Genomic DNA, 21,248 nt, shown 5'->3' with positions numbered 1-21,248 from the left:
CGTCCCGGGACCCGGGCGACACGGCCCGCACGCTACGCGTCGTCGTCGCGGCCGTCGTCGTCGCGCAGCCTGCGCCAGATGCGGGTGCGGTGCAGCGCGTACAGCGCGAGGATCAGGAAGGCCACCTGGAGCCCCACGGCGAGCAGCCAGAAGACGGCCCCGCTCTCGATCTCGTCCGTCAGGTAGGCGAAGTTCATGCCGAAGAACCCCGTCAGGAAGGTCAACGGCAGGAAGATCGTCGACACGATCGCCAGTCGGTTGATCACGCCGTTCTGGTCGCCCGACACCAGCGAGGAGTAGCTGCCGAAGGCCCGTCGGGCGGCCTCCTGGAGGGACTCGATGTCGGTGAGCACCAGCCGCGCGGTGCGCTGGTACTCGCGGACGAGCCGCTGGCGCGTCTCCGGGAAGGCGTCGTTCAGCATCCGGCGCGTGACGGTCTCCTCCGCCACCCGGTGGTAGGGGAGGAGCGTGTGGTGCAGGAGGGCCGCGGTGCGGCGCAGCCGGGCCAGACGGTAGAGCTGCTCGGGTTCCCGCTGGTGGAACATGTCGTTCTCCAGGTCCTCCACCTCCAGCAGGGCCTGGACCGCGGCCCGGCGGTAGCTCTCCAGGGCGGCGTCCAGCAGCAGGAACAGCATGGCCACGGCGTCGGTCGGCTTCTCGTGCGGGAAGCGGGCCGCGAGGTCGCGCACCAGCCCGGTCGGCCCCCGGTGCGCCGTGAGGAGGTACCGCTCGGTCACCACGGCGTGGAGATGGATGATCCGACCCGCCTCGACCGAGGGCACGACGAACGCGGCGCTGTCCCCGAGGAACTCGGCCCGGGCGAATTCACCCTCCCTGCCGAGCCACGTCAGGTCCTCCTCCTCCAGACCGAGCAGGCGGGCCAGAGGCTGTTCGTCGGGCGGGGTCTCCTCGGGCAGTTCCACGTCCACGAGCAGGAACCGGGAGGCCGCGAGCCGCTCGCGCGCCTCCGAGACGGGGGCACGCGTCATGACGCCCTCCGGCATGGAGACCATCGATACGATCATCGTCCCTCGCCGTGGGTGGGCCGGTGCGGTCCTTCCCAGACTCCACCCGGCGTGACCCCGCGCAACCGCGGTGACGCATTCGCCCGGCAACGCCTCCCCGAACAGGTGACGTCGTGGAACGGGTGACGGCGTGACCCGGGGCGCGCCGCGCCCACAGTGCCGGAAGCCGCGCCCTCAGTGCCGGAAGAAGATCCGGTCGCCGTACTCCTGCATGACGCGGCCGTTCCACTCGTGTCCGCCGTCCACGTTGCCCGAGCGCAGCAGCGGGGGCTCGACGCCGCGCGCGGCCAGTTCGCCGGCGGCGGCCGCCATCACGGCCTGCATGATCGCGCTGGTCACGACGGTGGAGGCGGGGGCGAAGGGCGCGTCGATGCCGTCGATGCTCAGTTCGGCGTCCCCGACCGCGATCTTGCTGTCCAGGACGATGTCGCAGTGGTCCTTGAGGAAGGTGCCCGATACGTGCCGCGACCTGGTCTCGGTCGCGTACGCCACCGAGGTCACCCCGACGACCTTCAGTCCGATGGCGCGGGCGTTCATGGCCATCTCCACCGGCAGGGCGTTGCGCCCGGAGAGGGAGATGATCACGAGGACGTCGCCGTCGGAGGCCGGGCTGCTGTCGAGGACCGCGCCGGCGAGGCCGTCCACGCGTTCCAGGGCGCTGCCGAGAGTGGCGGGCATGACGTCGATGCCGGCGGTGCCGGGGACGGCGAGGAAGTTCATCAGGGCGAGCCCGCCGGCCCGGTAGACCACGTCCTGGGCGGGCAGCGAGGAGTGCCCGGCCCCGAAGGCGAAGAGCCGCTTCCCGGAGGCGACGGCGTCGGCGATGATCACGCCGGCCTCGGCGATCCGTGCCGCCTCCTCGTCGCGCACCCGCTCCAGCAGGCCGATGGCCGCGTCGAAGAACTGCCCGGCCAACTTGCTCTCGCTCATACGCCGAAGGCCCTTCCAGGGGTGAGGTGCGTCCGTGTTCGCCGCTCACCGTGCGGTCTGGACCAAGGGCGTGTCAATACGAACGTCAATCGTGGGACGAAAGGGCCCCGAGTGGGCCGCGGGACCGGGACCCGAGACGTCCGGTACGGGCCTCGACGCTCGGCACGGGACGGTTGTCGGCGCGATGCGTCAGAATTGGGGGCAGGGCCAGCGCACGCAATCCGAGGGGCACGAATGTCCGGACTGATCGATACCACGGAGATGTATCTCCGCACCATCCTCGAACTGGAAGAGGAAGGTGTTGTCCCCATGCGCGCCCGTATCGCCGAGCGGCTCGATCAGAGCGGCCCGACGGTGAGCCAGACGGTCGCGAGGATGGAGCGCGACGGCCTGGTGGCGGTCGCCAGCGACCGGCACCTGGAGCTGACCGAGGAGGGGCGCAGGCTGGCGACGCGCGTGATGCGCAAGCACCGGCTCGCGGAGTGCCTCCTCGTCGACGTCATCGGCCTGGAGTGGGAGCAGGTGCACGCCGAGGCCTGTCGCTGGGAGCACGTGATGAGCGAGGCGGTGGAGCGGCGGGTGCTGGAGCTGCTGCGTCACCCGACCGAGTCGCCGTACGGCAACCCGATCCCGGGGTTGGAGGAGCTGGGCGAGAAGGCCGAGGCCGATCCGTTCCTGGAGGACGGCATGGTCAGCCTCGCCGAGCTGGACCCGGGCGCCGAGGGCAAGACGGTGGTCGTGCGCCGGATCGGCGAGCCGATCCAGACGGACGCCCAGCTGATGTACACGCTGCGGCGCGCCGGCGTGCAGCCCGGCTCCGTGGTCAGCGTGACGGAGTCCCCGGGCGGGGTGCTGGTCGGCAGCGGCGGAGAGGCGGCGGAACTCGACTCCGAGGTCGCCTCGCACGTCTTCGTGGCGAAGCGCTGACCTTTGGCGCGGACCCTTGGCGGGTCCTCCGAACGGGCGTAGTACTGGTCGGTACGAGGTAGGACAGAGCCAAGGGCGTGACCACGGCCGTGCTCTGGCCGCCTCGGACGCGACGAGACTGTGACGACACGAGACCGTGACGACACGAGAGTGTGACGACACGAGACTGTGACGACCTTGGATGTGGGCGGTCCCGGCGCCTTGCGGCGCCGGGACCGATCCTCCCCTTGCTGACCTGGAGCCCCGAGCTCTCAAGGTCATCCCCTTCGGACCGTCTTCCCCAAGCGGCCCGCCTCCCTGTTGAAAGGATCTCCATCGGCAGTGGCGGCCAATCCTTGAGCAAGGTCACTCGAAAGAGCGGTGTTGTCGGCGAGAGACCCGTTCTCGAATACGGGTTCGATACTCTGGCCGGGAGCGAAGGGGGTGCATCTGCGGTGGTACAGCGCATCGATGTGACTGGGGCCGACGGCGTACGCCTGGCCGCCTGGGAGTTCCGCGAGCCGGCGGGCGAGCCGGGTACCGCCCCCGAGGTGCCCACCGAGCGGGAGCGGCCCGGGGTCCTGTTACTCCACGGTCTGATGGGCCGTGCCCTGCACTGGGCCGGTACCGCCCGCTGGCTCGCGGAACACCACCGCGTGATCGCCCTCGACCAGCGCGGCCACGGCCAGAGCGCCGGCCCCGCGGCCGATCCCGGCAACCCGACCCCCTTCGGGCGCGAGGCCTTCGTGGCCGACGCCGAGGCCGTCGTCGAGCGCCTCGGCCTCGCCCCCGTGACCCTGATCGGCCACTCCATGGGCGCCCTGACCGCCTGGCAGCTCGCCGCCCGCCGCCCCGACCTGGTGGAGGCCCTGGTCATCTGCGACATGCGGGCCTCGGCCCTGGGGGAGGCCTCGCAGCAGGAATGGGAGGAATGGTTCCGCCGCTGGCCCCTCCCCTTCCCCACCCAGGACGCCGCCCGCCGCTGGTTCGGCGAGGACGACCCCCGGGTGGAACGCCCCGATCCGGGGCGCGGCGCGTTCTTCGCCGAGGTCATGCACCAGGCCCCCGACGGCTGGCGCCCGGTGTTCTCCCGCCGCCAGATGCTGACGGCCCGCGAGACGTGGGTCCACGACGCGCACTGGGAGGAGCTGGCCCAGGTCCGCTGCCCGACCCTGGTCGTCCGGGGTCTGGACGGCGAACTGGGCCGCGCCGAGGCCCAGGAGATGGTCCGGGTCCTCCCGGAGGGCCAGTACGCGGAGATCCCGGACGCCGGCCACTACCTCCACTACGACCAGCCGGACGCGTGGCGGGGAGTCCTGCAGTCGTTCCTGGCGGGGGTCAAGACCTCGTCCTGACCTCCGCGACCAGCGCCGTCCACGCGGCGGCGCTGGTCCGCAGGACCCGGTGGCCGGGATCGCCCGGTTCGCCGGGGTCGCCGCGCTCCGCGACGAGGACCCGGCCGTCGGGGGCGACGGTGACGTAGACGCAGGAGTTGCCCTCGGCGCAGTAGGAGGACCGGTACCAGTCGTGGTGGGTCATGGGGCTTCCTTTCGCAGGTGTCGGGCGATGTCGGCGATCAGGTCTCGTGTGTGATCCGGGGGCAGGGACACCGCTTCGATGCGTTCGAAGAGGAGCCGATACTTGGCGAGTTGGGACTCGGCGTCCAGGAACACCACACCGTGTGACTGATCCAGTTGTACGGAGTCCAGCTGGGGCACTCGCCCGTGCGCGTAGTAGAACGACTGCCCGGACCCCGGTACCGCTCCGGCCGAGAACGGAATGGCGCGGATGGTCACGTGCTCCCGCTCGCCCATGTCGAGCAAGTGTCGCAACTGGGCCTGCGCGATGGCCGGCCCGCCCACGGCGATGCGGAGCCCGGCCTCGTGAATGATCGCCTGGTAGGGCGTCGGCGTGTCCCCGAACAGGATCCGCTGACGTTTCACGCGGAACGAGACGCGATGCTCGACGTCCGGTGGTGGCAGGGCCGGGACGGCCTGCCGGAAGATCTCGCGGGCGTGCTCGGGAGTCTGGAGCAGACCGGGCACGTGCATGGTGATCGAGTCACGCAACCCCTGTGCGTGATGCTCCAGTTCGGCGAGGTCGAGCCAGCCGGCCGGAAGCAGTTCACGGTATTCCTCCCACCAGCCGCCCTTGCGCTCACCGGTCATCGCGACCAGTGCCTCGATCAACTCGGTGTCCGTGCAGTCGTAGTGGCACGCCAGTGTGCGCACCCGCTCGGGACTCACACCGAACCGAGCCGCCTCCATGTTGCTGACCTGGTTCGGCTTGATGCCGAGCAGGCCGGCGGCTTCGGCCGAGGACAGTCCGGCACGCTCGCGCATCCTGCGCAGCTCGGCTGCGAAGCGCAGTTGACGCGCGGTGGGGCTGCTGCGCATGGGCATCGTGCGTTCCTCCGCGAGGAAGTGTCACCCACACGAGTGGGCGGAGAGTGCATTCAGCGAGAACCGCCTAAATACTTAAGCGGAGTGCCTATTGTGGTGGCAGGCCACCGCCCGGAAGTACCCCGCTCGACGGAGCGACCTGGTCACCGGGCACCGCATGTACACGGTCCAACTCTCCTCCTCGATCGGAGACTTCCATGGACGCAACCGTAACTCCGTCCTGGGCCTACACCCTCCGTCTTCCCCACGATCCGCGGGCCGCCGGCATCGCCCGCAGTACCCTGCGCGCCGTGCTGCGGGGCCACGGGATGGCGCGGCTGACCGACACCGCCGAGCTGTTGACCAGCGAGCTGGTCTCCAACGCCTACCGGCACTCCCGCGGTCCCTGCGCGCTGCGGGTCCGCGCGATGGCCCCCGAGCGGGTCCGGGTCGGCGTCTGGGACACCAACCCGGCCATCCCGGCGCCCTTCACGAAGGTGCCCGCCCCGCCCGGCCCCGACGCCGAGGACACCGACGACACCGACGCCGAGGACGGGCGCGGGCTGCTCCTCGTACGGCTCTGCGCGGAGCGCTACGGCGCGTACCGGCTCGACGGCGCGCACCGCGGCAAGCTGCTCTGGGTCGAGTGCGGACCCTAGGGAGGAGGTCGCGGCAGGTCAGGCCTCGATGCGGACCCACGTGTCACCGGCGCGCAGCAGCAGCGTGCCGTCCCGGCCCTGCCCGCAGTGCATGACCACGTGGCCGGGCAGCCGCTGCCGGTCCCGACCGGTCACCGCGCACGTCCCGTTGTCGCGCAGCTCGATCCGTACGACCTCGGTCCACGGCCGGTCGTGTTCCCGCGAGGTCAGCACGGCCCGGTCGCCGCGCACGGCGAGGCCGTCCACCCTCCGCAGGGGAGTGGGCCAACTCCTCGTCTCGCCCGTGGCGGGGGTGATCCGGGTCAGGTAGGTGCCCGAGCGGCAGTACCAGGCCGTCCAGACGTACGCGCCGTCCGTGGCGGCCGTGGAACCGTTGACGGGCCCCTCGGGGAAGGGCTGCCGAGGTGACCAGAGGGCGCGACCGTCGGGGCCCCACCCCGCCAGGGCGCCCCGGGACTCGGGGTGGCTGCCGAAGATGCCCTCGTCGCCGTACGCGGTCCAGATGTTTCCGTCGGGGGACGCCGAAGGCCCCGTCCGGCGGGCCGGGCGGGGCCTTCGAAGTGTCGAGCGGCGTGTCAGCCCTTGCTGACCGCCACGAGGATCTCCGGGAGCTTGCGGGACACCGCGGGGGCGGCGATGCGCACGCCCGCCCACGTGGTCAGGGTGCCCCAGGCGATGCCCAGCGGCAGCAGGATCCAGGTCAGGGACTGTTGGTCCGTCGCCCCGAGGTAGATCGTGAGGGCGATCATCGGCGCACAGATCACGGCCGAGACCAGCACGCCGCCGAAGATCCCCATCCAGGCCAGGCCGGCCTGGCCCGGGACGACGTTCTTGAAGGCCCCGTCGGTCGGGATGGAGTACGCGAAGTGCGCCGAGGCCAGCGAGCCCGTGCACATCATCGAACCCACCAGCGCCAGGCACATGCCCAGACCGGCCGGGAACGCGTTCCAGTCGCCGAGCAGCCAGGCGGTGACGGCCGTGACCAGCACCGTGTACGGGACGGTGATCAGGGCCAGCGCGTAGGCGCGGGCCCGGAGTTCGACGAACGCGTCACGCGGGGACGAGATGGTCTGGGCGACCATCCAGAACGCCGAGGTGTCCTGACCGAACTGGTTGTACATCTGGACGCCGAGCATGCCCGCGCCGAAGCAGGAGAGGTACACGGAGCCGGTGCCCTGGAGGGCGTTGAAGACCGGCACGATCAGGCCGATGGCCAGCGCCGACGCCCAGGACGCCTTGGTCTTCGGGTCGCGGATCGCGTAGCGCAGGCTGCGCTGCATGACCGCGCCCGTGCGGCCCGCCGGCAGGAAGGCCCAGACTCCGCCGTCACCGCGGTCACCGCGGTCCTTGTGCGGCTCGGCCGCCGCGATGGTGGAGCCGTCCGGGGTCACCATCAGCCTGGTCAGGCTGCGCTCCCAGAACCAGATCAGCGCGGCCAGGGCCACCAGTGTGAGGGCCAGTTGGGCGGCGGCGACCGCGTAGTCGCCGTCGCTCACCGAGTCGACCATGCCGACCGCCGTCGCCGGCGGCAGCCAGCGCACCACGGCCTCGGCCGGCTCCAACTGCGTCAGGCCGCCGGCCTGGAACAGCCGCTGGCTCGCGAAGTTCGCCACCTGCGCGCCGATCGCGATCAACAGGCCGCTGAGCAGGGCCAGGTCGCGTCCCTTGCGGCTGGACAGGAGCCGCACGTTGGCCGTGGCCACCGCGCGGGCCAGCGCGACGCAGCCGAGGAGCAGCAGCGGGACGGCCACCACGGCGGCCGCCACTCCCGCGGCGCCCCGCGCGACGGCGACCACCGAGCCGATGGCCAGGCAGAGCGTGAACAGGGGGCCGATGCCCACCAGCGAGGAGGCCAGCAGGGCCCGTACGAGCGGACGCGGGTGCAGCGGCAGCATGACCAGCCGGCTCGGGTCGAGGGTCTCGTCGCCGGTCGGGAAGAACAGCGGCATGAAGGCCCAGCCGAGCGCCAGGATCGCCGCGAGCAGCACCACGACGGTGCCGGCGTGCGTGTGCCCGTGCAGCAGGGACAGGCCCAGCGTCATGAAGAACGCGACGACGAGCGCGAAGACGAGGCTGGAGATCCAGACGGCCTTGCGCTTCGAGGAGCCCTTCAGGCCGTTCTTCAGCAGGGACAGCTTGAGCCGCACGAACAGCGGGGTCAGGGAGACGGCGTGGGTCGCCGCGGTGGTGGGGGCGGTGACGGAGGCGGTGGCGGTCATCGGGCGCCGCCCAGCCAGTCCAGGGAGTCGCCGGAGGCGCGATCCTGGGCGCCGACGAGCCCGAGGAAGGCGCTCTGGAGGGACGGCGCGTCGCCCCGTACGTCGGCCAGCGGGCCCGCGGCGCGGATCCGGCCCGCGACCATGACGGCCACCCAGTCGCACAGCGACTCGACCAGCTCCATCACGTGGGAGGAGAAGATCACGGTGGCGCCGGACGCGGTGTAGCGCTCCAGCACGCCGCGGATGGTCTGCGCCGACACCGGGTCCACACCCTCGAACGGCTCGTCCAGGAAGAGCACTTCGGGGTTGTGCAGCAGCGCGGCCGCGAGGCCGATCTTCTTGCGCATGCCCGTCGAGTAGTCCACGACCAGCTTGTGCTGGGAGCCGGCGAGGTCCAGCACGTCGAGCAGCTGCGTCGCCCGCTTGTCGGTCTCCTCACCCGGCAGACCGCGCAACCGGCCCATGTAGCCGAGGAGTTCACGTCCGGAGAGTCGCTCGAACAGGCGCAGCCCCTCGGGCAGGACGCCGATCCTCGACTTCACCTCGACGGGATCGGCCCAGACGTCGTGCCCCGCGACGAGGACACGCCCCGCGTCGGGGCGCAGCAGACCCGTGATCATCGACAGGGTGGTGGTCTTGCCCGCACCGTTGGGTCCGACGAGCCCGATGAACCGGCCCGCCGGGATCTCCAGGTCGATGCCGGAGACGGCCACCTGCTCGCCGAACCGCTTCCACAGTCCCTCGATGCGTACGGCGGCGTGCGGCGCGGATCGCACGCCACCCGTCCCGCCGTCCGTCCTGCTCGTCGTGGCGTCAGCCTGGTCGGGCATGCGCGTGCCTCTCGTTCCGTTCCCCGTGGTCCTACGTTCCTCACCATAGGAGGAGGGGGAGAGGCGGCAGCAGTTACTTATGTCATGAACTTCTCGGAGAATTCCGCGGTGCGCTCAGGCGGTGCGCAGGTCCCGGGCGTGACTGCCGCACGCGTACGCGAGGGCGTCGATCAGTTCCTCGGTGTCCGGCAGCCACCGGTTGGCGGGCGTGGGCTTGCGGGCCCACTGCACCGAGCCCCGGCCGCCGAAGCGGGTGGGCGGCGCGGCCACGTACTCGCCCTCGCCCCGGGCGGCCAGGTCGATCGCGGCGGGCGACCAGCCCGACTTCCGTACGAGGTCCGGCACCTTCACGCCGGCGCCCGGCAGGACGAAGAAGAGCATCCGGTGGTCGGGGGTGAGGGCGACCGGCCCGAGGGTGCGCTGCATGCGTTCCAGTCGGGCCAGGGCCAGGAAGCCGGCGGAGTCCGGGACGTCCAGCGCGTCGAACGTGCGCCCCGTCGGCATCAGGATCGAGGCCTCGGGCTGCTTCGCCCAGATCCGCCGGACCTGCACCGCGCTCCCGGTGGCCTGTGCGGCCCAGTCCTTCACCGTCGGGTGGGCGCCGGGCGCCGCGCAGTCCGCGGTTCCGCAGGAGCAGATCTCCCGGCCGTCGGCCGCCTCCAACCAGGTGCCGGCGAAGACATCCCAGTGCCGTTCTTCCGCGTACCGCACGGCATGGTCCAGCAGCTGCTTGCCGCGCTGCTTGGGGATGGGTGCGGTCTCCGTGACTCCGATGGTCTCTTCCACGCCCATCACAACTCTCGCGATCACCTGGGGTTACGGGCGTAAACCGGCCCGTGGACGGAACATCGATCCTGCATACGGGGCGCACCGGTGCATGGGCGGGGGCGCGTGGGAGGTCGGGGCGCGGTCCGCGGGTAGCCACGCAACGCAGAGGGGAAGATTCTCCGCACATCAGGCGGGAAGTGATCATTCCTACGCTCTCCCGCGGCTTCAGGGGGTTTTTCATGGCAGCCAGGCCTCTCGTCGCCCGTCAACCGAACGAACGGTTGCAGGCGCTCATCCAGGAAGCCGGGTGCTCCAACGCCGGGCTCGCCCGGCGCGTGAACATGTGCGGGGCCGAGCACGGCCTCGATCTGCGCTACGACAAGACCTCCGTGGCCCGATGGCTGCGCGGCCAACAACCGCGCGGCCGGGCGCCCGGCATCATCGCCGAGGCGCTCGGGCGCAAACTCGGCCGGACCGTCACCATCGACGAGATCGGCATGGCCAACGGCAAGAACCTCGCCTCCGGCGTCGGCCTGCAGTTCTCCCCGACGGTGATCGGTGCCATCGAGCAGGTCTGCGAGCTGTGGCGCAGTGACGTCGGCCGGCGCGACTTCCTCTCCGGATCGAGCGTGGCGGCGTCCGCGCTCGTCGAACCGAGCCGCGACTGGCTGATCACCGGCGCCGACCCGCAGGTGGCACGCAGCGGCGGCTCGCGCGTCGGGATGTCCGACGTGGACGCGGTACGGGCGACCACCGAGGCGCTCAAGGAACTCGACCACCGCTTCGGCAGCGGTCACGTGCGGCCCGTCGTCGTGCACTACCTCAACTCCGTGGTGTCCGGGCTGATCGGCGGCTCCTACCGGGAACCGGTCGGCCGGGCGCTGTTCGCGGAGGTGGCACGGCTGACGGAACTCGCCGGCTACATGGCGGTGGACACCGGCCAGCCCGGCCTGGCCCAGCGCTACTACATCCAGGCGCTGCGTCTCGCCCAGGCCGCGGGCGACCGCGCGTACGGCGGGTACGTGCTGGCCGCCTCGATGAGCCACCTCGCGGCCGAGCTGGGCAATCCCCGGGAGATCTCGCAGTTGGCGCGGGCCGCCCAGGAAGGCACGCGGGGGCAGGTCACCCCGCGGGTGGAGTCCATGTTCTACGCGGCCGAGGCGCGCGGGCACGCGCTGATGGGCGACACCCGGGCCACGGCGGTGCTGTCCGGGAGGGCGGTGACGGCGCTGGAACGGGCGGAGCCGGAGACCGGCGACGACCCTTCCTGGATCCGCCACTTCGACCAGTCCTACCTCGCGGACGAACTGGCGCACTGCCACCGGGACCTGGGGCAGGCCGACGCGGCGGCCAGGCGGGCGGAGGAGGCGTTGCGGGGCCTTCCGGAGACCAAGGCCCGCCGCCGGGCGATCGGCATGCTGCTGCTGGCGGCGGCGCAGGTCCAGCAGCGGGAGGTGGAGCAGGCATGCCAGACGGCGGCGAAGGCCGCCGACCTCCTGGGATCGCTGCGGTCGCGGCGCGGAATGGAGTACCTGGAGGACTTCCGGACGAGGCTGGAGCCGTACCGCGACGAGGCCTCGGTGCGGGAATTCGGGGCCCGGCCCGCGGTGCAACCCGCCTGAGGGACCGGCCCCGGGCGGGGTGGGTGAAGTGGAAGGTTCGGGTGGGCCTGCCGGTGACGGCGGATGACCGGGTAGCGTGACCCGACGGTTCCGTAGGTTCGGACAAGTCGGAGAAGGAGTCTCCCGGTGACGCAGAACGGACGAGGGGGCGCCCCCCGGTCAGGGGCGCCGTGGGGTCCGGATCCGGCATATCCGGAGCAGCCGGAGTACCGGGAACAGGACGACTACGCGCTCCAGGACCCGGAGCCGGTGCGGGGACAGGAGTCCCCGCAGCAGCCCCAGCAGCCGCCGGCGCCCCAGCAGCAGTACCAGGACCACCAGGGCTACCAGCAGGCCCCGGCCCAGGAGTACCAGGGCTACCCGCAGGGGCAGCAGTACGGGCAGCAGGAGCCGTACCAGCGGCAGGAGCAGTACTCGCGGCAGGAGCCGTACCCGCAGCAGTACGAGCAGCAGCAGCAGCCCGGGCCCGCCTACGGGTACCCGCCGCAGGAGGACCCGGCGCAGCGGGCCGGCGAGCCCGGCTACGGCTACCCGCCGCCGCTGCACGAGGCCGCGACGCAGTACATCCAGCCCGTCCCCTCCGGTCCGGGTCCCGGTCCGGGGCAGGGTGCCGGTTCCGGTGAGGACGCGACGCAGTACATACCGCCGGTCCCCTCCGGTGGTCCGGGTACGCCGGCGCACGCCGAGGCCGCGACGCAGTTCATCCAGCCCGTCCCCTCCGGTCCGGGTTCCGGTCCGGGGCAGGGTCCCGGTGCCGGTGAGGACGCGACCCAGTACATCCCGCCCGTCCCCTCCGGCCCGGGTTCCGGTCCGGGGCAGGGTGCCGGTGCCGGTGAGGACGCGACCCAGTACATACCGCCGGTCCCCTCGGGCCCGGGCACGCCCGCGCACGCCGAGGCCGCCACCCAGTTCATCCCGCCCGTCCCGCCCGGGCCGGGGCCCAACGCCGCCGAGGGCTTCGACGGGTTGTTCCGCGGTGACGACGGGACCGCCGGGCACACGCAGCACCTGCCGCCGATCCAGGAGCCGGTGCTGCGACAGCAGCCGCCCCGGCCCCGTCCGCCGCGCGGGCAGGGCCCCCAGGGTCCCGGCCGCCCGATGCCGCCGCAGTACCAGCAGCAGCCTCACGCCCAGCACGCCCCGCCGCCCCCGCCGCCGCCGGCCGGTCGCAAGGTGTCGCCGGCCGTGATCGCCGCCGTGATCACGGGCCTCGTGGTGGTCGGACTCGGCGTCGGCGCGCTGTTGTCGGACGGCAAGGCGCAGAACACGGACCCGGGCGCGGAGCCCGCCGCCCCGACCGGTACCGGAGGGTCGGCCGCGGCGGTCGGGGAGGCTCCGGTCGACCCGGCCCGCCCCCAGGCCGTACAGCTCGACAAGCTGCTCGCCGAGAGCAACGACAGCAGGGCCGCCGTGATCAAGGCCGTCGAGGACATCAAGGGCTGCGCCAACCTCGGACAGGCTGCCGGCGACCTGCGCGCCGCGGCCCTCCAGCGCGAGCAGTTGGTGACCAAGCTCCAGGACCTCAAGATGGACAAGTTGCCGAACCACGCGAGGCTCGCCGCCTCCCTCACCAAGGCCTGGAACGCGTCGGCGGAGGCCGACAACAGCTACGCGGCCTGGGCGGACGACGTGGACCACGACAAGGGCAACTGCAAGGACGGCAAGGCCAAGACCACCGCCAACGCCGGCAAGGGCAACGCGTCGAGCGGCGAGGCGACGAAGGCCAAGCAGTCGGCCGCGGCCATGTGGAACTCGATCGCGGGCAAGTACGAGCTCACCAAGCGGGACAAGTCGCAGCTCTGATCCGGGCCGCCCGTACGCGCACGCCGGAGAGCGCGTACGGGTACGGGCGACCCGCCGGGATCACGTCGCGCGGGGGGCCTGCTCCAGCGTCGAGGTCATGTCCAGGGTCTGTTCGCCGGGCTGGGCGACGAGTCGCCCCGACCGGACGATCTGGAAGGTGACCCGGCCGTTCGAGATCCGGGGGAAACCGGCGACGGCGCGCAGGTCCTGGTAGCGCCAGCTCAGGTCGGGGGTGAGGCCGCCGGTCTTGACGCTCTCGGCCTGGTTGAGGGCGCGGGTGAGCCGGCGCGCGGTGACGTCCTCGCCCCGGTCCAGGCGCCGCACCATCTCGTTCAGCACGGAGTAGGCGATCCAGGTGGTCTGCGCTCCGCTGTCGTCGGGGTCGAGGGTGTCGTCGCCGAAGGCCTGCTCGGAGATGACCTTGCGCATGGGCTCCCACAGCGGGTCGGTGGACACCGGGTACCAACTGGTCAGGTAGGCGCCCTCGAAGGGGCTGTCCTTGCCGCCGGTGCGGTCCACCAGGGACTGGCTGACGCTGCCGAGCACGGAGGAGATCTGCGCCTTCGCGTGCCGGCCGTCGGAGCGGCGGAAGGCGTCGAAGAAGGTCTCGGTGCGCTCGCCGAGCACGGCCGCGACGCAACTGCGGTCCTTGCCGGTGGAGACGTTGGCGAGCGCCTCCCGGGCCTGCGGGGCGAAGTCGGCGGAGTCCTCGGCGGCCCGGATGTCGGCGGCCTCGGGCACGTTGTTGGCCTTGAGGCCGGCGTTGAGCAGGACCGGCAGGGCGTCGCCGGCGAGGGTGTCGGGGCGGACCAGGGACACCTTGGAGCAGGCGCGGCCCAGTTGGTGGCCGGCGCCGGCGAGGAGGACGGGCTGACCGCCGTTGACGGGGTAGGACAGGGGGCTCTGGAACTCCTCGGAGGAGACCCCGTACCCGCCGATGAAGGGGATGCCCTCGGCCTCCAGGGGGGCCATGTAGGCGCGGCCGTGCTGGCTGTACGAGCCGACGACCGCGACGGCCTTCTCGGCGATGGCCTCGCGCGCGCAGTCGGCGGCGCCGGTGGGGGTGTTCTTCTCGTTGCAGGTCAGGACGCGCAGCTTGTGGCCGTTGATGCCGCCCTTGGCGTTCACCCAGCGTTCGTACGCCTTGGCCATGCCGGGCATTCCCGGCATGTTGGTGGCTTTGGTGCCCATCGGGGCGAACGTCATGACCGTGAGGGTGCCCCCGGATTGCCCCGCGTCCCCGGGGAGCGTCCCGCAGCCGGCGACGAGACACGCGCCCATCGCCGTGGCCAGGAAGGTGCGGGTGAGGGTCGCCGTGCGTCGCCGATTGGTCATGTCCACGCACCATTCCGCCCCACGGGGAACTGGAGAGTGAGGTGTACACAACATTCGGTGACGCCCGGGTGAATTGCCGGGGCATCCTCGCACGCCCGGGCGCCTCAAGATCGCAGGTGGGGGGAACGTACGATCGAAAGCGTGACATTCGCCCAAGGTTCGAAGAACTCTTCCCGCCGCGGCGGCCGCTCCTCCACCATGGGCGGCATGCCCCTCAACGACATGCCGTGGTGGCGCTGGCGCGCCAATGTGCGCTCGGCGCTGCACATGCTCTCCGACCCGGCCTTCCAGGAGGAGGTCTGGTCGACCGGCGTCGAAGGCTACGGCGACGTCACCGATGCCGTGTACCGGCTCGTCGAGGACACCTGGCTCGACAGCTGGTCCGCCGAGAAGTACGTCGGCACGATCTTCCGCGACTCCGCCGAGGCGGCCGTCGTGGACCTCGCCGTGCTCCGCGTACTGCGGATCCTCCACCAGGTCGGACCGGACGCGCCCGTGTCGACGTACCTGGAACACCACGCCTGGCCCGAGGCGGTACGCGCCGCCCGCGAGGCCCACGTACGGCTCGCCGCGGCGGACGCGGACGACCCCGACGTACCGCCGACGTCGCTCGACGTGCTGAGGATCCTCACCCGCGCGGTGTGAAAGGCTGTCGGGTCATGAGCGCAGACCCGCAGCAGCAGCCCCAGCAGTACGTCCTGACCCTGTCCTGCCCGGACAAGCAGGGCATTGTGCACGCCGTGTCCAGCTACCTGTTCATGACCGGATGCAACATCGAGGACAGCCGACAGTTCGGCGACCGTGACACCGGTCTCTTTTTCATGCGGGTGCACTTCACGGCGGACTCGCCGGTCACGGTGGACAAGCTGCGGGCCAGCTTCACCGCGATCGGGGACTCCTTCCGGATGGACTGGCAGATCCACCGCTCCGACGAGCGCATGCGGATCGTCCTGATGGTGTCGAAGTTCGGCCACTGCCTCAACGACCTCCTCTTCCGGTCCAGCATCGGGGCGCTGCCGGTCGAGATCGCGGCCGTCGTGTCGAACCACACCGACTTCGCCGAGCTGGTCGGCTCGTACAACGTGCCGTTCGTACACATCCCCGTGACGAAGGACACGAAGGCCGCCGCCGAGGCGGAACTGCTGGAACTGGTCCGCGCCGAGCGGGTCGACCTGGTCGTCCTCGCGCGGTACATGCAGGTGCTGTCGGACACCCTGTGCAAGGAGCTGAGCGGGCGGATCATCAACATCCACCACTCGTTCCTGCCGAGCTTCAAGGGCGCCAAGCCCTACCACCAGGCGCACGCCCGGGGCGTGAAGCTGATCGGCGCGACCGCGCACTACGTGACGGCCGACCTCGACGAGGGGCCGATCATCGAGCAGGAGGTCGAGCGGGTCGGCCACGAGGTCACGCCGGACCAGCTGGTGGCCATCGGTCGGGACGTGGAGTGCCAGGCGCTGGCGCGGGCAGTGAAGTGGCACAGCGAGCACCGCGTCCTCCTGAACGGCACCCGCACGGTCGTCTTCGCCTGACCCCTGCCGCTCCGCTGCGCGGGCACTACGGGCGGGCCGGTCCGGCCTCGCCGGGGTCCGGTACCTCTGGACCTGCCGGGGTCCGGCACCTTCAGCCTCGCCGGCGTTTGAGGCGCGGGTCCGGGCGGAGCCCGGTGCTTGGCGGAGCCGGGGTCACCTGGGGCTCCGCCCCAGACCCCGCGCCTCAAACGCCGGCGGGGCTGGGTGTGCCGGACCCCGGCGGGGCTGGGTGTGCCGAGACCGCCGGCGAGGCTGAGGGTGCCGGGACCGCCGGTGGGGCCTAGAGGCGGCTGAGGGAGGCTGCCGCGAAGAGGACGTCGCGGATGGCCTCGCGGTCGCCGTGTTGTCCGGCGGCCGCCTCCTCCGGGGAGATGTGGCCCGCGGCCAGTTGGCAGAACTCGGTGCCCTCCAGGGCGACGTGCGCGACGGTGTGTTCCGCCGACGGCTTCGCCGCCGGCGAGTCCAGCGCGATGTCCCAGCCGCCACCGCCCGCTCCCTCGATCTCCAGGTGCAGGGTCCGACCGGGCGCCCCCGCCGCGACCAGTCCGCGTGCCGGTGCCGCCAGTCCGGCCCGGCGCCGCTCGGCCAGCGCGCCGGGCAGCAGGCGCGCCGCGAGGTCGATCATCTGGTGCAGGTGCGGTGCGGACGGGGCCTCGTACGGATAGTCGACGGCCTCCGCGATGTCCCAGGCGTGGACCCAGCACTCGAAGGCCCGCTCCAGGAAGGCGTCCGCGAGGGGCAGCGCGAAATGCCCGTAGTCCACGGCCAGCTCGGCGACGCCGCGGCCCGCGAAGGAGACCGTACGGATCAGGGTGTGCCCCTGTTCCCGCCACGGCTCGCGGACCTGGCGGGTCGTCGGGTGGGGGTGGGAGTTCCAGAAGTGCTCCGTACGGTCCGTCGGGTCGCCCGGTGGTGCCTGCGGACCCAGCGGGTCGTCCAGCCCGAGGGCCGCGGCGACGAGCCCGTCCACCGTCAGGAGGTGCCCGATCACCCCGGCGACCGTGGTCCGGCGCGTCTTGCGCCGCTCCTCCTCGAACCACTTGAGCCGCACCGGGGTGTACCACTCCGCGTCGCCGAAGTCCCGCAGCAGCGCGTCGAGCCGTGCCGTCTCGGTGTCGTACGGCGTCGCCCACGTCGGTACCGGAATGCGGGCGGGGCGCCTGCCCAGGCAGTCCTCCAACACCCGCGACCGCAGCAGCGGCTTGAGGTCCAGGGTTTCCTCGGGCTGCAACAGGCCCACGGCGTCCCGCAGCCTCAGGGCCTCCTCGGCGCAGGGCGCGCACTCGGTGAGGTGGTCCTCCACGGCCCGGGTCTCCTCGGCCGAGCAGGCGGCCAGCGCCCAGGCGCCGAGCAGGGATTTCAGCAGGGCGTGCGTGGGCGGCGGGCCGGGCACCGCGAGGTCCTCGGCCGAGGGTTCGGCCGACGGCTCGGGCGGCGGTGGTTCCGACGACGGGTCCGCCGAGGGGTCCGCCGAGGGGTCCGCCGAGGGCTCCGAGGGTGGCGACTGCTCGGGCAGCGGGAGCCGGGACGGCTCGCGCGCCGGCGGCGGCGTCCGGTCCGGTGCGGGTTCGGGCGACTCCCGGGGCAACGGGTCCGGCGCGTGCCGCGGATCGAGGTCGTCGGCGGGCCCGCGGGGGCCGGGTATCCACGCGGAACCGCTCACGGGCCGCTGGTAGCCGTCGGGAAAGTCTTCGGGGAACTCTTCGGCGGGACCGGTCATCGGGGCGTTCCATATCCGGGCGGGCCGTATCCGGGCGGTGAGGCGCCTTCCCGGGGGAGGACGTTGGCGGTCGACAGCAGTTGCAGCCCGAGCCGCAACCGGCGGCGCGCCTCGTCCTCGCTGATCTGCAGGTCGGCGGCGGCCTGCCGGTAGTCGCGGCGTTTGAAGTACGCGAGTTCCAGGGCGGCTCGCAGGGAAGCGGGCATGGAGGTGACGATGTAGTCCGCGCGGGCGGCGGCGTTGGCGGTGCGCACCTTCTGCTCCAGTTCCTCACGGGATCCGCGGCCCAGTTCGGCCTGGCGCAGCCGATCCACGGCCTGGCGCTGGGTGACGCGGGCGACCCAGGAACGCATGGAGCCCTGCTTGGGGTCGTAGGCGTCCGGGTTCTCCCAGATGTAGCCGAACACCTCGCGGGTGATCCGGTCCGCGCCCGTCTCGTCGCCCAGGACGCGGTGGGCCAGGCCGTGGACCAGCGAGGCGAACCGGTCGTAGAGCTCGCCGAGCGCCGCGGCCTCGCCCCGGGCGAGTCGTTGCTGCATGCGGCGGTCCCAGCGCGGTGGTACGTCCTTCGGCATACTGCCCCCAGCCGTGTGTCGACTCATCGAATGTAGTGGGCACATGGGGGTGTGCGCCTCTTTTGGGGGAAGCGGGTCTCGTGGGAGTGCCCTGCGTGATAGGCCCGTCGCTCGTGGTCGTCGGCGAAAAGTGACTCCGGTACGTGACACCCGTAAGGGCACGCCGATTGGCACACACATGCGCGCCCCGCCGCGCTCCCCGTGCGCGGGTTCGATGCGGCCACCTCCTTGACCGCTTCGCTTAACGCGCAGGCCACGGAGGCCTTACGCTCCTGCCTTGTCTTGAACTGCACCTCAACTGCACCCCATCGCACATGTGAAGGCGGAACGCCGAATATGGACAGCGCAGAATACGAGCGCAAGATCGCCGCCCGATTCGCCACCTTCGACCAGGACGGGTCCGGCTATATCGACCGCGAGGACTTCAGCGCGGCCGCGAAGGCCGTGCTGGCCGAATTCGGTACGACGGCACGCTCGGACAAGGGCCAGGCGATCTTCGGCGGAGCCGAGGCGTTCTGGCAGGGCATGGCCGGCATCGCGGACGTCGACGGGGACCAGCGGGTCTCCCGCGAGGAGTTCGTGACGGGCGCGGCGAAGCGGCTGCGGGACAACCCACACCGGTTCGCGGAGATCGCCCGACCGTTCCTGCGGGCGGTGATCGCGGTGGCCGACGAGGACGGCGGCGGCGCCACCCCGGCCGCCGCGGCCCGTGTGCTGAGCGTGCTCGGCACCCCCGTCGAGGTGGCCGGGACGGTCGCCGAGGCGCTGGACGCTGATGGTGACGGCCGCATCTCCGAGGACGAGATCCTGGCGGCCTTCGCGGGCTACTGCGGCGTGGAGGCCCCGGACGCCTGACCGGACCCCGGACCCGTGCCACCGGACGTCGGCTCTCGGGACCGCCTCACCGGACGGCTGCCTTCGGCTCCGCGTCACCGGGCCCCGGCTCTCCGCGGCCGCTTCCTCGGCCGCGTGCCTCGGCCCCGCGTCACCGGGCCCCGCGTCACCGGGCCCCGGGCCGTCGGGCCCGCCCGGTGAGGGCGGCCCCGGGGCGGGGCGCGTCCGGGCCGGGGCGCGCCCGTCGCGCGCGCCCTCGTCCCTGCCTCGGGCTGCCGTGTTCGGCGTCCGCTCAGGAGTAGCGCTCGCGGAGCCGGTACTTGAGGACCTTGCGCAGGGCGTCGTTGCGGGGGAGCGCGTCCACCACCTCCAACTGCTCGGGGAGCTTGTGGGGGGAGAGGCCCTGGGCGCGGAGATGGCCCGTCACGTCCACCAGCGTCAGGGGGGTCGTGCCGGGGGGTTGTTCGACCACCGCGCAGACGCGCTCACCGCGCTCGGGGTCCGGCAGCCCGATGACGGCGACGTCCGCGACGGCGGGGAGTTCGTGGAGGAGGTCCTCGATCTCCTTCGCGGAGATGTTCTCGCCCTTGCGGATGATGACGTCCTTGCTGCGCCCGGTGAGCACGAGGTGGCCGTCCGGGGTGAGGTGCCCCAGGTCGCCGGTGACGAGGTAGCCGTCGGCGTCGAAGGCGTCGGCCGACTGCTCGCGGTCCAGGTAGCCCTGGCAGACGGCCTCGCCGCGCAACCGGACCTCGCCGTCCTCGTTCGCGGGGAGCGGCGCCCCGTCGGGTGAGGTGATGCGGATCGACATCGTCGACGGGGGGCGGCCCTCGGTGGTCGCGAGGTTGTCGGGGGTGTCGTCGGGCGAACCCATGGTGATCATGGGGACCTCGGTCATGCCGTAGCCGTGGGTGAGTTGGCAGCCGAGTTCGCGCACCACCGCGTGGTAGATCTCCGGAGGTTTGGGGGCGCCGCCGCCCGCCAGGAGGCGGAGGGTGGGGATGAGCCTGCGGTCGGGTCGCTTGCGCTGCTCCGTGAGGAACATGGAGTAGAAGGCGGTCGAGCCGCCCGCGACGGTGACCCCGTGACGCCGGTACCCGTCCAGTGCGCCGGGCATCGCGAACTTCTCGAACAGGACCGCCGGGAACCCGTACAGCAGCAGCATGACGGTGTAGTCCGGGCCGGCGATGTGGGCGAACGGGAACGCCATCGAACCCACGTCGGTCGGGGTCAGGTGCAGGGCGTGGGCCAGGCAGGAGCCGCCCGCCATCAGCGAGCGGTCGGTGTGCAGAACGCCCTTGGGGTCCGAGGTGGTGCCGGAGGTCCAGTAGATCCAGCGCACGTCGGTTCCGGACCCGGGTGGCGGCGGGAGGGTCGAGGGGTCGCCCGCGGGGAGGGAGTCGTAGGCCTCGAAGATCCCGCGGGCGCCGAGCCGTTCGGCCATCGCGGTGTGGTCGAAGCCCCGCCAGACGCCGGGGACCGCGAAGTACTCCGCCTTCGACTCCCGGAGCGCGAAGCCGACCTCCCGGTCGCGGTAGAAGGGGATGACCGGCGACTGGACGGCGCCGAGGCGGGCGAGGGCGACCGAGAGCAGGACGGTCTCGATGCGGGTGGGCAACTGCCAGGCGACGACCGTGCCCGCGCGCACGCCCTTCGCGTACAGACCGGCGGCCACCTCCTCGGAGCGGTCGCGGAGGGCGCCGAAGGTGAGGGAACGGTCGTCGGCGGGGTCCTCGGCGGCCTCGATGAGGACCGGGGTGTCGGGGGTGAGGGCCGCCCGGCGGTCGACGAGTTCCCACAAGGTCCGGGAGCGGGCGAGCTCGATGGCCGTGGCGGTGGAGGTGGCGGTGGCGGCCGGGGGCGCGCCGGTCGTGATGGTCCTGGCGCCGTCCGTGCCCGCGCCCGTGCCGCCGTCCGGGCCCGCGCCCGTGCCGCCGTCCGGGCCCGCGCCCGGGTGCGTGCCCGGGGCCGCGTCGGAGTGTGTTCCCGGGCCCGTACCGGTGCCCGTGCCGGTGCCCGTTTCTGTGTCCGTCATCCCGGACCCCCTTTAACTGACGGCTAGTCAGATCCAGCGCAGAGCGTAGGGCTCGGGCGCTTGTCGGTCCAGGG

At 72.1% G+C, this 21,248-nt stretch carries 20 protein-coding genes; 8 read left to right on the top strand and 12 right to left on the bottom strand.

Going from position 1 to position 21,248, the window contains the following annotated elements; all coding sequences use genetic code 11:
- Positions 1-32 precede the first annotated feature (32 nt).
- Positions 33-1,013, bottom strand: a complete 981-nt coding sequence (locus ADK55_RS21230; RefSeq protein ID WP_234350184.1) for a CorA family divalent cation transporter — start codon at positions 1,011-1,013, stop codon at positions 33-35.
- Positions 1,014-1,199: 186 nt separating this feature from the next.
- On the bottom strand, positions 1,200-1,955 hold the full coding sequence (locus ADK55_RS21225; protein ID WP_053681014.1) for an SIS domain-containing protein: 756 nt from the start codon (positions 1,953-1,955) through the stop codon (positions 1,200-1,202).
- Between the two features lie 234 nt (positions 1,956-2,189).
- On the opposite strand from ADK55_RS21225, the gene ADK55_RS21220 reads away from it, so the two are divergent.
- Entirely contained in the window at positions 2,190-2,882 is a 693-nt protein-coding gene (locus tag ADK55_RS21220) for a metal-dependent transcriptional regulator (RefSeq protein ID WP_053681012.1), read from the top strand.
- Between the two features lie 434 nt (positions 2,883-3,316).
- The gene (locus ADK55_RS21215; protein WP_053681010.1) at positions 3,317-4,216 is read left to right on the top strand and encodes an alpha/beta fold hydrolase; all 900 of its coding nucleotides are present in this window, start codon (positions 3,317-3,319) and stop codon (positions 4,214-4,216) included.
- Here ADK55_RS21215 and ADK55_RS21210 read toward each other — a convergent pair.
- Positions 4,200-4,400, bottom strand: a complete 201-nt coding sequence (locus ADK55_RS21210; RefSeq protein WP_053681008.1) for a DUF397 domain-containing protein — start codon at positions 4,398-4,400, stop codon at positions 4,200-4,202. The genes ADK55_RS21215 and ADK55_RS21210 overlap by 17 nt on opposite strands.
- Positions 4,397-5,263 carry a helix-turn-helix domain-containing protein gene (locus tag ADK55_RS21205; RefSeq protein ID WP_053681006.1) on the bottom strand — a complete coding sequence of 289 codons (867 nt, stop codon included), beginning with the start codon at positions 5,261-5,263 and terminating at the stop codon, positions 4,397-4,399. The genes ADK55_RS21210 and ADK55_RS21205 overlap by 4 nt, the downstream gene beginning before the upstream one ends.
- 197 nt (positions 5,264-5,460) lie before the next feature.
- Here ADK55_RS21205 and ADK55_RS21200 point away from each other — a divergent pair, with 197 nt between their 5' ends.
- A complete protein-coding gene (locus ADK55_RS21200) occupies positions 5,461-5,901 on the top strand; it encodes an ATP-binding protein (protein WP_053681004.1) in 441 nt (146 codons plus the stop codon).
- 18 nt (positions 5,902-5,919) lie between these two features.
- Here ADK55_RS21200 and ADK55_RS38730 read toward each other — a convergent pair whose 3' ends face one another.
- The 4 genes from ADK55_RS38730 to ADK55_RS21180 form a co-directional block, all read right to left on the bottom strand.
- Positions 5,920-6,555 carry a hypothetical protein gene (locus ADK55_RS38730; RefSeq protein WP_159041503.1) on the bottom strand — a complete coding sequence of 212 codons (636 nt, stop codon included), beginning with the start codon at positions 6,553-6,555 and terminating at the stop codon, positions 5,920-5,922.
- Complete coding sequence (locus ADK55_RS21190) at positions 6,477-8,120, bottom strand: hypothetical protein (protein ID WP_053681000.1); 1,644 nt, start codon at positions 8,118-8,120, stop codon at positions 6,477-6,479. Before ADK55_RS21190 ends, ADK55_RS38730 begins: the two co-directional genes overlap by 79 nt.
- Positions 8,117-8,950, bottom strand: coding sequence for an ABC transporter ATP-binding protein (locus ADK55_RS21185; protein ID WP_053680998.1), 834 nt, complete (start codon positions 8,948-8,950; stop codon positions 8,117-8,119). Before ADK55_RS21185 ends, ADK55_RS21190 begins: the two co-directional genes overlap by 4 nt.
- A 114-nt stretch (positions 8,951-9,064) precedes the next feature.
- Positions 9,065-9,742, bottom strand: a complete 678-nt coding sequence (locus tag ADK55_RS21180; protein ID WP_078999219.1) for a bifunctional DNA primase/polymerase — start codon at positions 9,740-9,742, stop codon at positions 9,065-9,067.
- Between the two features lie 215 nt (positions 9,743-9,957).
- Here ADK55_RS21180 and ADK55_RS21175 point away from each other — a divergent pair, with 215 nt between their 5' ends.
- Together ADK55_RS21175 and ADK55_RS21170 are read left to right on the top strand one after the other, a co-directional pair.
- Positions 9,958-11,340 carry a hypothetical protein gene (locus ADK55_RS21175; RefSeq protein ID WP_053680996.1) on the top strand — a complete coding sequence of 461 codons (1,383 nt, stop codon included), beginning with the start codon at positions 9,958-9,960 and terminating at the stop codon, positions 11,338-11,340.
- 126 nt (positions 11,341-11,466) lie between these two features.
- The gene (locus tag ADK55_RS21170) at positions 11,467-13,143 is read left to right on the top strand and encodes a hypothetical protein (protein WP_053680994.1); all 1,677 of its coding nucleotides are present in this window, start codon (positions 11,467-11,469) and stop codon (positions 13,141-13,143) included.
- 60 nt (positions 13,144-13,203) lie between these two features.
- Here ADK55_RS21170 and ADK55_RS21165 read toward each other — a convergent pair whose 3' ends face one another.
- Positions 13,204-14,478: an ABC transporter substrate-binding protein gene (locus ADK55_RS21165; RefSeq protein ID WP_053680992.1), complete on the bottom strand. Its 1,275-nt coding sequence runs from the start codon at positions 14,476-14,478 to the stop codon at positions 13,204-13,206.
- Positions 14,479-14,676: 198 nt separating this feature from the next.
- On the opposite strand from ADK55_RS21165, the gene ADK55_RS21160 reads away from it, so the two are divergent.
- Both ADK55_RS21160 and purU read left to right on the top strand, forming a co-directional pair.
- Positions 14,677-15,123, top strand: a complete 447-nt coding sequence (locus tag ADK55_RS21160; RefSeq protein ID WP_053680990.1) for an SCO4402 family protein — start codon at positions 14,677-14,679, stop codon at positions 15,121-15,123.
- Between the two features lie 14 nt (positions 15,124-15,137).
- Entirely contained in the window at positions 15,138-16,010 is an 873-nt protein-coding gene (purU, locus tag ADK55_RS21155; RefSeq protein ID WP_053680988.1) for a formyltetrahydrofolate deformylase, read from the top strand.
- Between the two features lie 280 nt (positions 16,011-16,290).
- Here purU and ADK55_RS21150 read toward each other — a convergent pair whose 3' ends face one another.
- Together ADK55_RS21150 and ADK55_RS21145 are read right to left on the bottom strand one after the other, a co-directional pair.
- Positions 16,291-17,730 (bottom strand): zf-HC2 domain-containing protein, encoded by a 1,440-nt coding sequence (locus ADK55_RS21150; RefSeq protein WP_078999217.1) that lies wholly within the window; start codon positions 17,728-17,730, stop codon positions 16,291-16,293.
- Positions 17,727-18,305, bottom strand: coding sequence for a sigma-70 family RNA polymerase sigma factor (locus tag ADK55_RS21145; protein WP_053680986.1), 579 nt, complete (start codon positions 18,303-18,305; stop codon positions 17,727-17,729). Before ADK55_RS21145 ends, ADK55_RS21150 begins: the two co-directional genes overlap by 4 nt.
- A 336-nt stretch (positions 18,306-18,641) precedes the next feature.
- Here ADK55_RS21145 and ADK55_RS21140 point away from each other — a divergent pair, with 336 nt between their 5' ends.
- Positions 18,642-19,160, top strand: a complete 519-nt coding sequence (locus ADK55_RS21140) for an EF-hand domain-containing protein (RefSeq protein WP_053680984.1) — start codon at positions 18,642-18,644, stop codon at positions 19,158-19,160.
- Between the two features lie 271 nt (positions 19,161-19,431).
- Here the strand turns inward: ADK55_RS21140 and ADK55_RS21135 are convergent, their stop codons facing one another.
- Positions 19,432-21,174, bottom strand: coding sequence for an AMP-binding protein (locus ADK55_RS21135; RefSeq protein WP_234350183.1), 1,743 nt, complete (start codon positions 21,172-21,174; stop codon positions 19,432-19,434).
- Between the last annotated feature and the right edge of the window lie 74 nt (positions 21,175-21,248).

Origin of the sequence: Streptomyces sp. WM4235, from assembly GCF_001279725.1 — a bacterium.
Taxonomy (GTDB): Bacteria; Actinomycetota; Actinomycetes; order Streptomycetales; family Streptomycetaceae; genus Streptomyces.
The sequence above is the reverse complement of the archived record's forward strand: the minus strand, read 5'-3'. Positions and strand labels throughout refer to the sequence as shown.

Bases quoted from the DNA above. Each gene is read 5' to 3' on its own strand.
- ADK55_RS21225 (WP_053681014.1), bottom strand. From the start codon at position 1,955: ATGAGCGAGAGCAAGTTGGCCGGGCAGTTCTTCGACGCGGCCATCGGC.
- ADK55_RS21140 (WP_053680984.1), top strand. From the start codon at position 18,642: ATGGACAGCGCAGAATACGAGCGCAAGATCGCCGCCCGATTCGCCACC.
- ADK55_RS21190 (WP_053681000.1), bottom strand. From the start codon at position 8,120: ATGACCGCCACCGCCTCCGTCACCGCCCCCACCACCGCGGCGACCCAC.
- ADK55_RS21220 (WP_053681012.1), top strand. From the start codon at position 2,190: ATGTCCGGACTGATCGATACCACGGAGATGTATCTCCGCACCATCCTC.
- ADK55_RS21165 (WP_053680992.1), bottom strand. From the start codon at position 14,478: ATGACCAATCGGCGACGCACGGCGACCCTCACCCGCACCTTCCTGGCC.
- ADK55_RS21135 (WP_234350183.1), bottom strand. From the start codon at position 21,174: ATGACGGACACAGAAACGGGCACCGGCACGGGCACCGGTACGGGCCCG.
- purU (WP_053680988.1), top strand. From the start codon at position 15,138: ATGAGCGCAGACCCGCAGCAGCAGCCCCAGCAGTACGTCCTGACCCTG.
- ADK55_RS21145 (WP_053680986.1), bottom strand. From the start codon at position 18,305: ATGCCGAAGGACGTACCACCGCGCTGGGACCGCCGCATGCAGCAACGA.
- ADK55_RS21200 (WP_053681004.1), top strand. From the start codon at position 5,461: ATGGACGCAACCGTAACTCCGTCCTGGGCCTACACCCTCCGTCTTCCC.
- ADK55_RS21210 (WP_053681008.1), bottom strand. From the start codon at position 4,400: ATGACCCACCACGACTGGTACCGGTCCTCCTACTGCGCCGAGGGCAAC.
- ADK55_RS21185 (WP_053680998.1), bottom strand. From the start codon at position 8,950: ATGCCCGACCAGGCTGACGCCACGACGAGCAGGACGGACGGCGGGACG.
- ADK55_RS21230 (WP_234350184.1), bottom strand. From the start codon at position 1,013: ATGGTCTCCATGCCGGAGGGCGTCATGACGCGTGCCCCCGTCTCGGAG.
- ADK55_RS21150 (WP_078999217.1), bottom strand. From the start codon at position 17,730: ATGACCGGTCCCGCCGAAGAGTTCCCCGAAGACTTTCCCGACGGCTAC.
- ADK55_RS21205 (WP_053681006.1), bottom strand. From the start codon at position 5,263: ATGCCCATGCGCAGCAGCCCCACCGCGCGTCAACTGCGCTTCGCAGCC.
- ADK55_RS21180 (WP_078999219.1), bottom strand. From the start codon at position 9,742: ATGGGCGTGGAAGAGACCATCGGAGTCACGGAGACCGCACCCATCCCC.
- ADK55_RS21160 (WP_053680990.1), top strand. From the start codon at position 14,677: ATGGGCGGCATGCCCCTCAACGACATGCCGTGGTGGCGCTGGCGCGCC.
- ADK55_RS21175 (WP_053680996.1), top strand. From the start codon at position 9,958: ATGGCAGCCAGGCCTCTCGTCGCCCGTCAACCGAACGAACGGTTGCAG.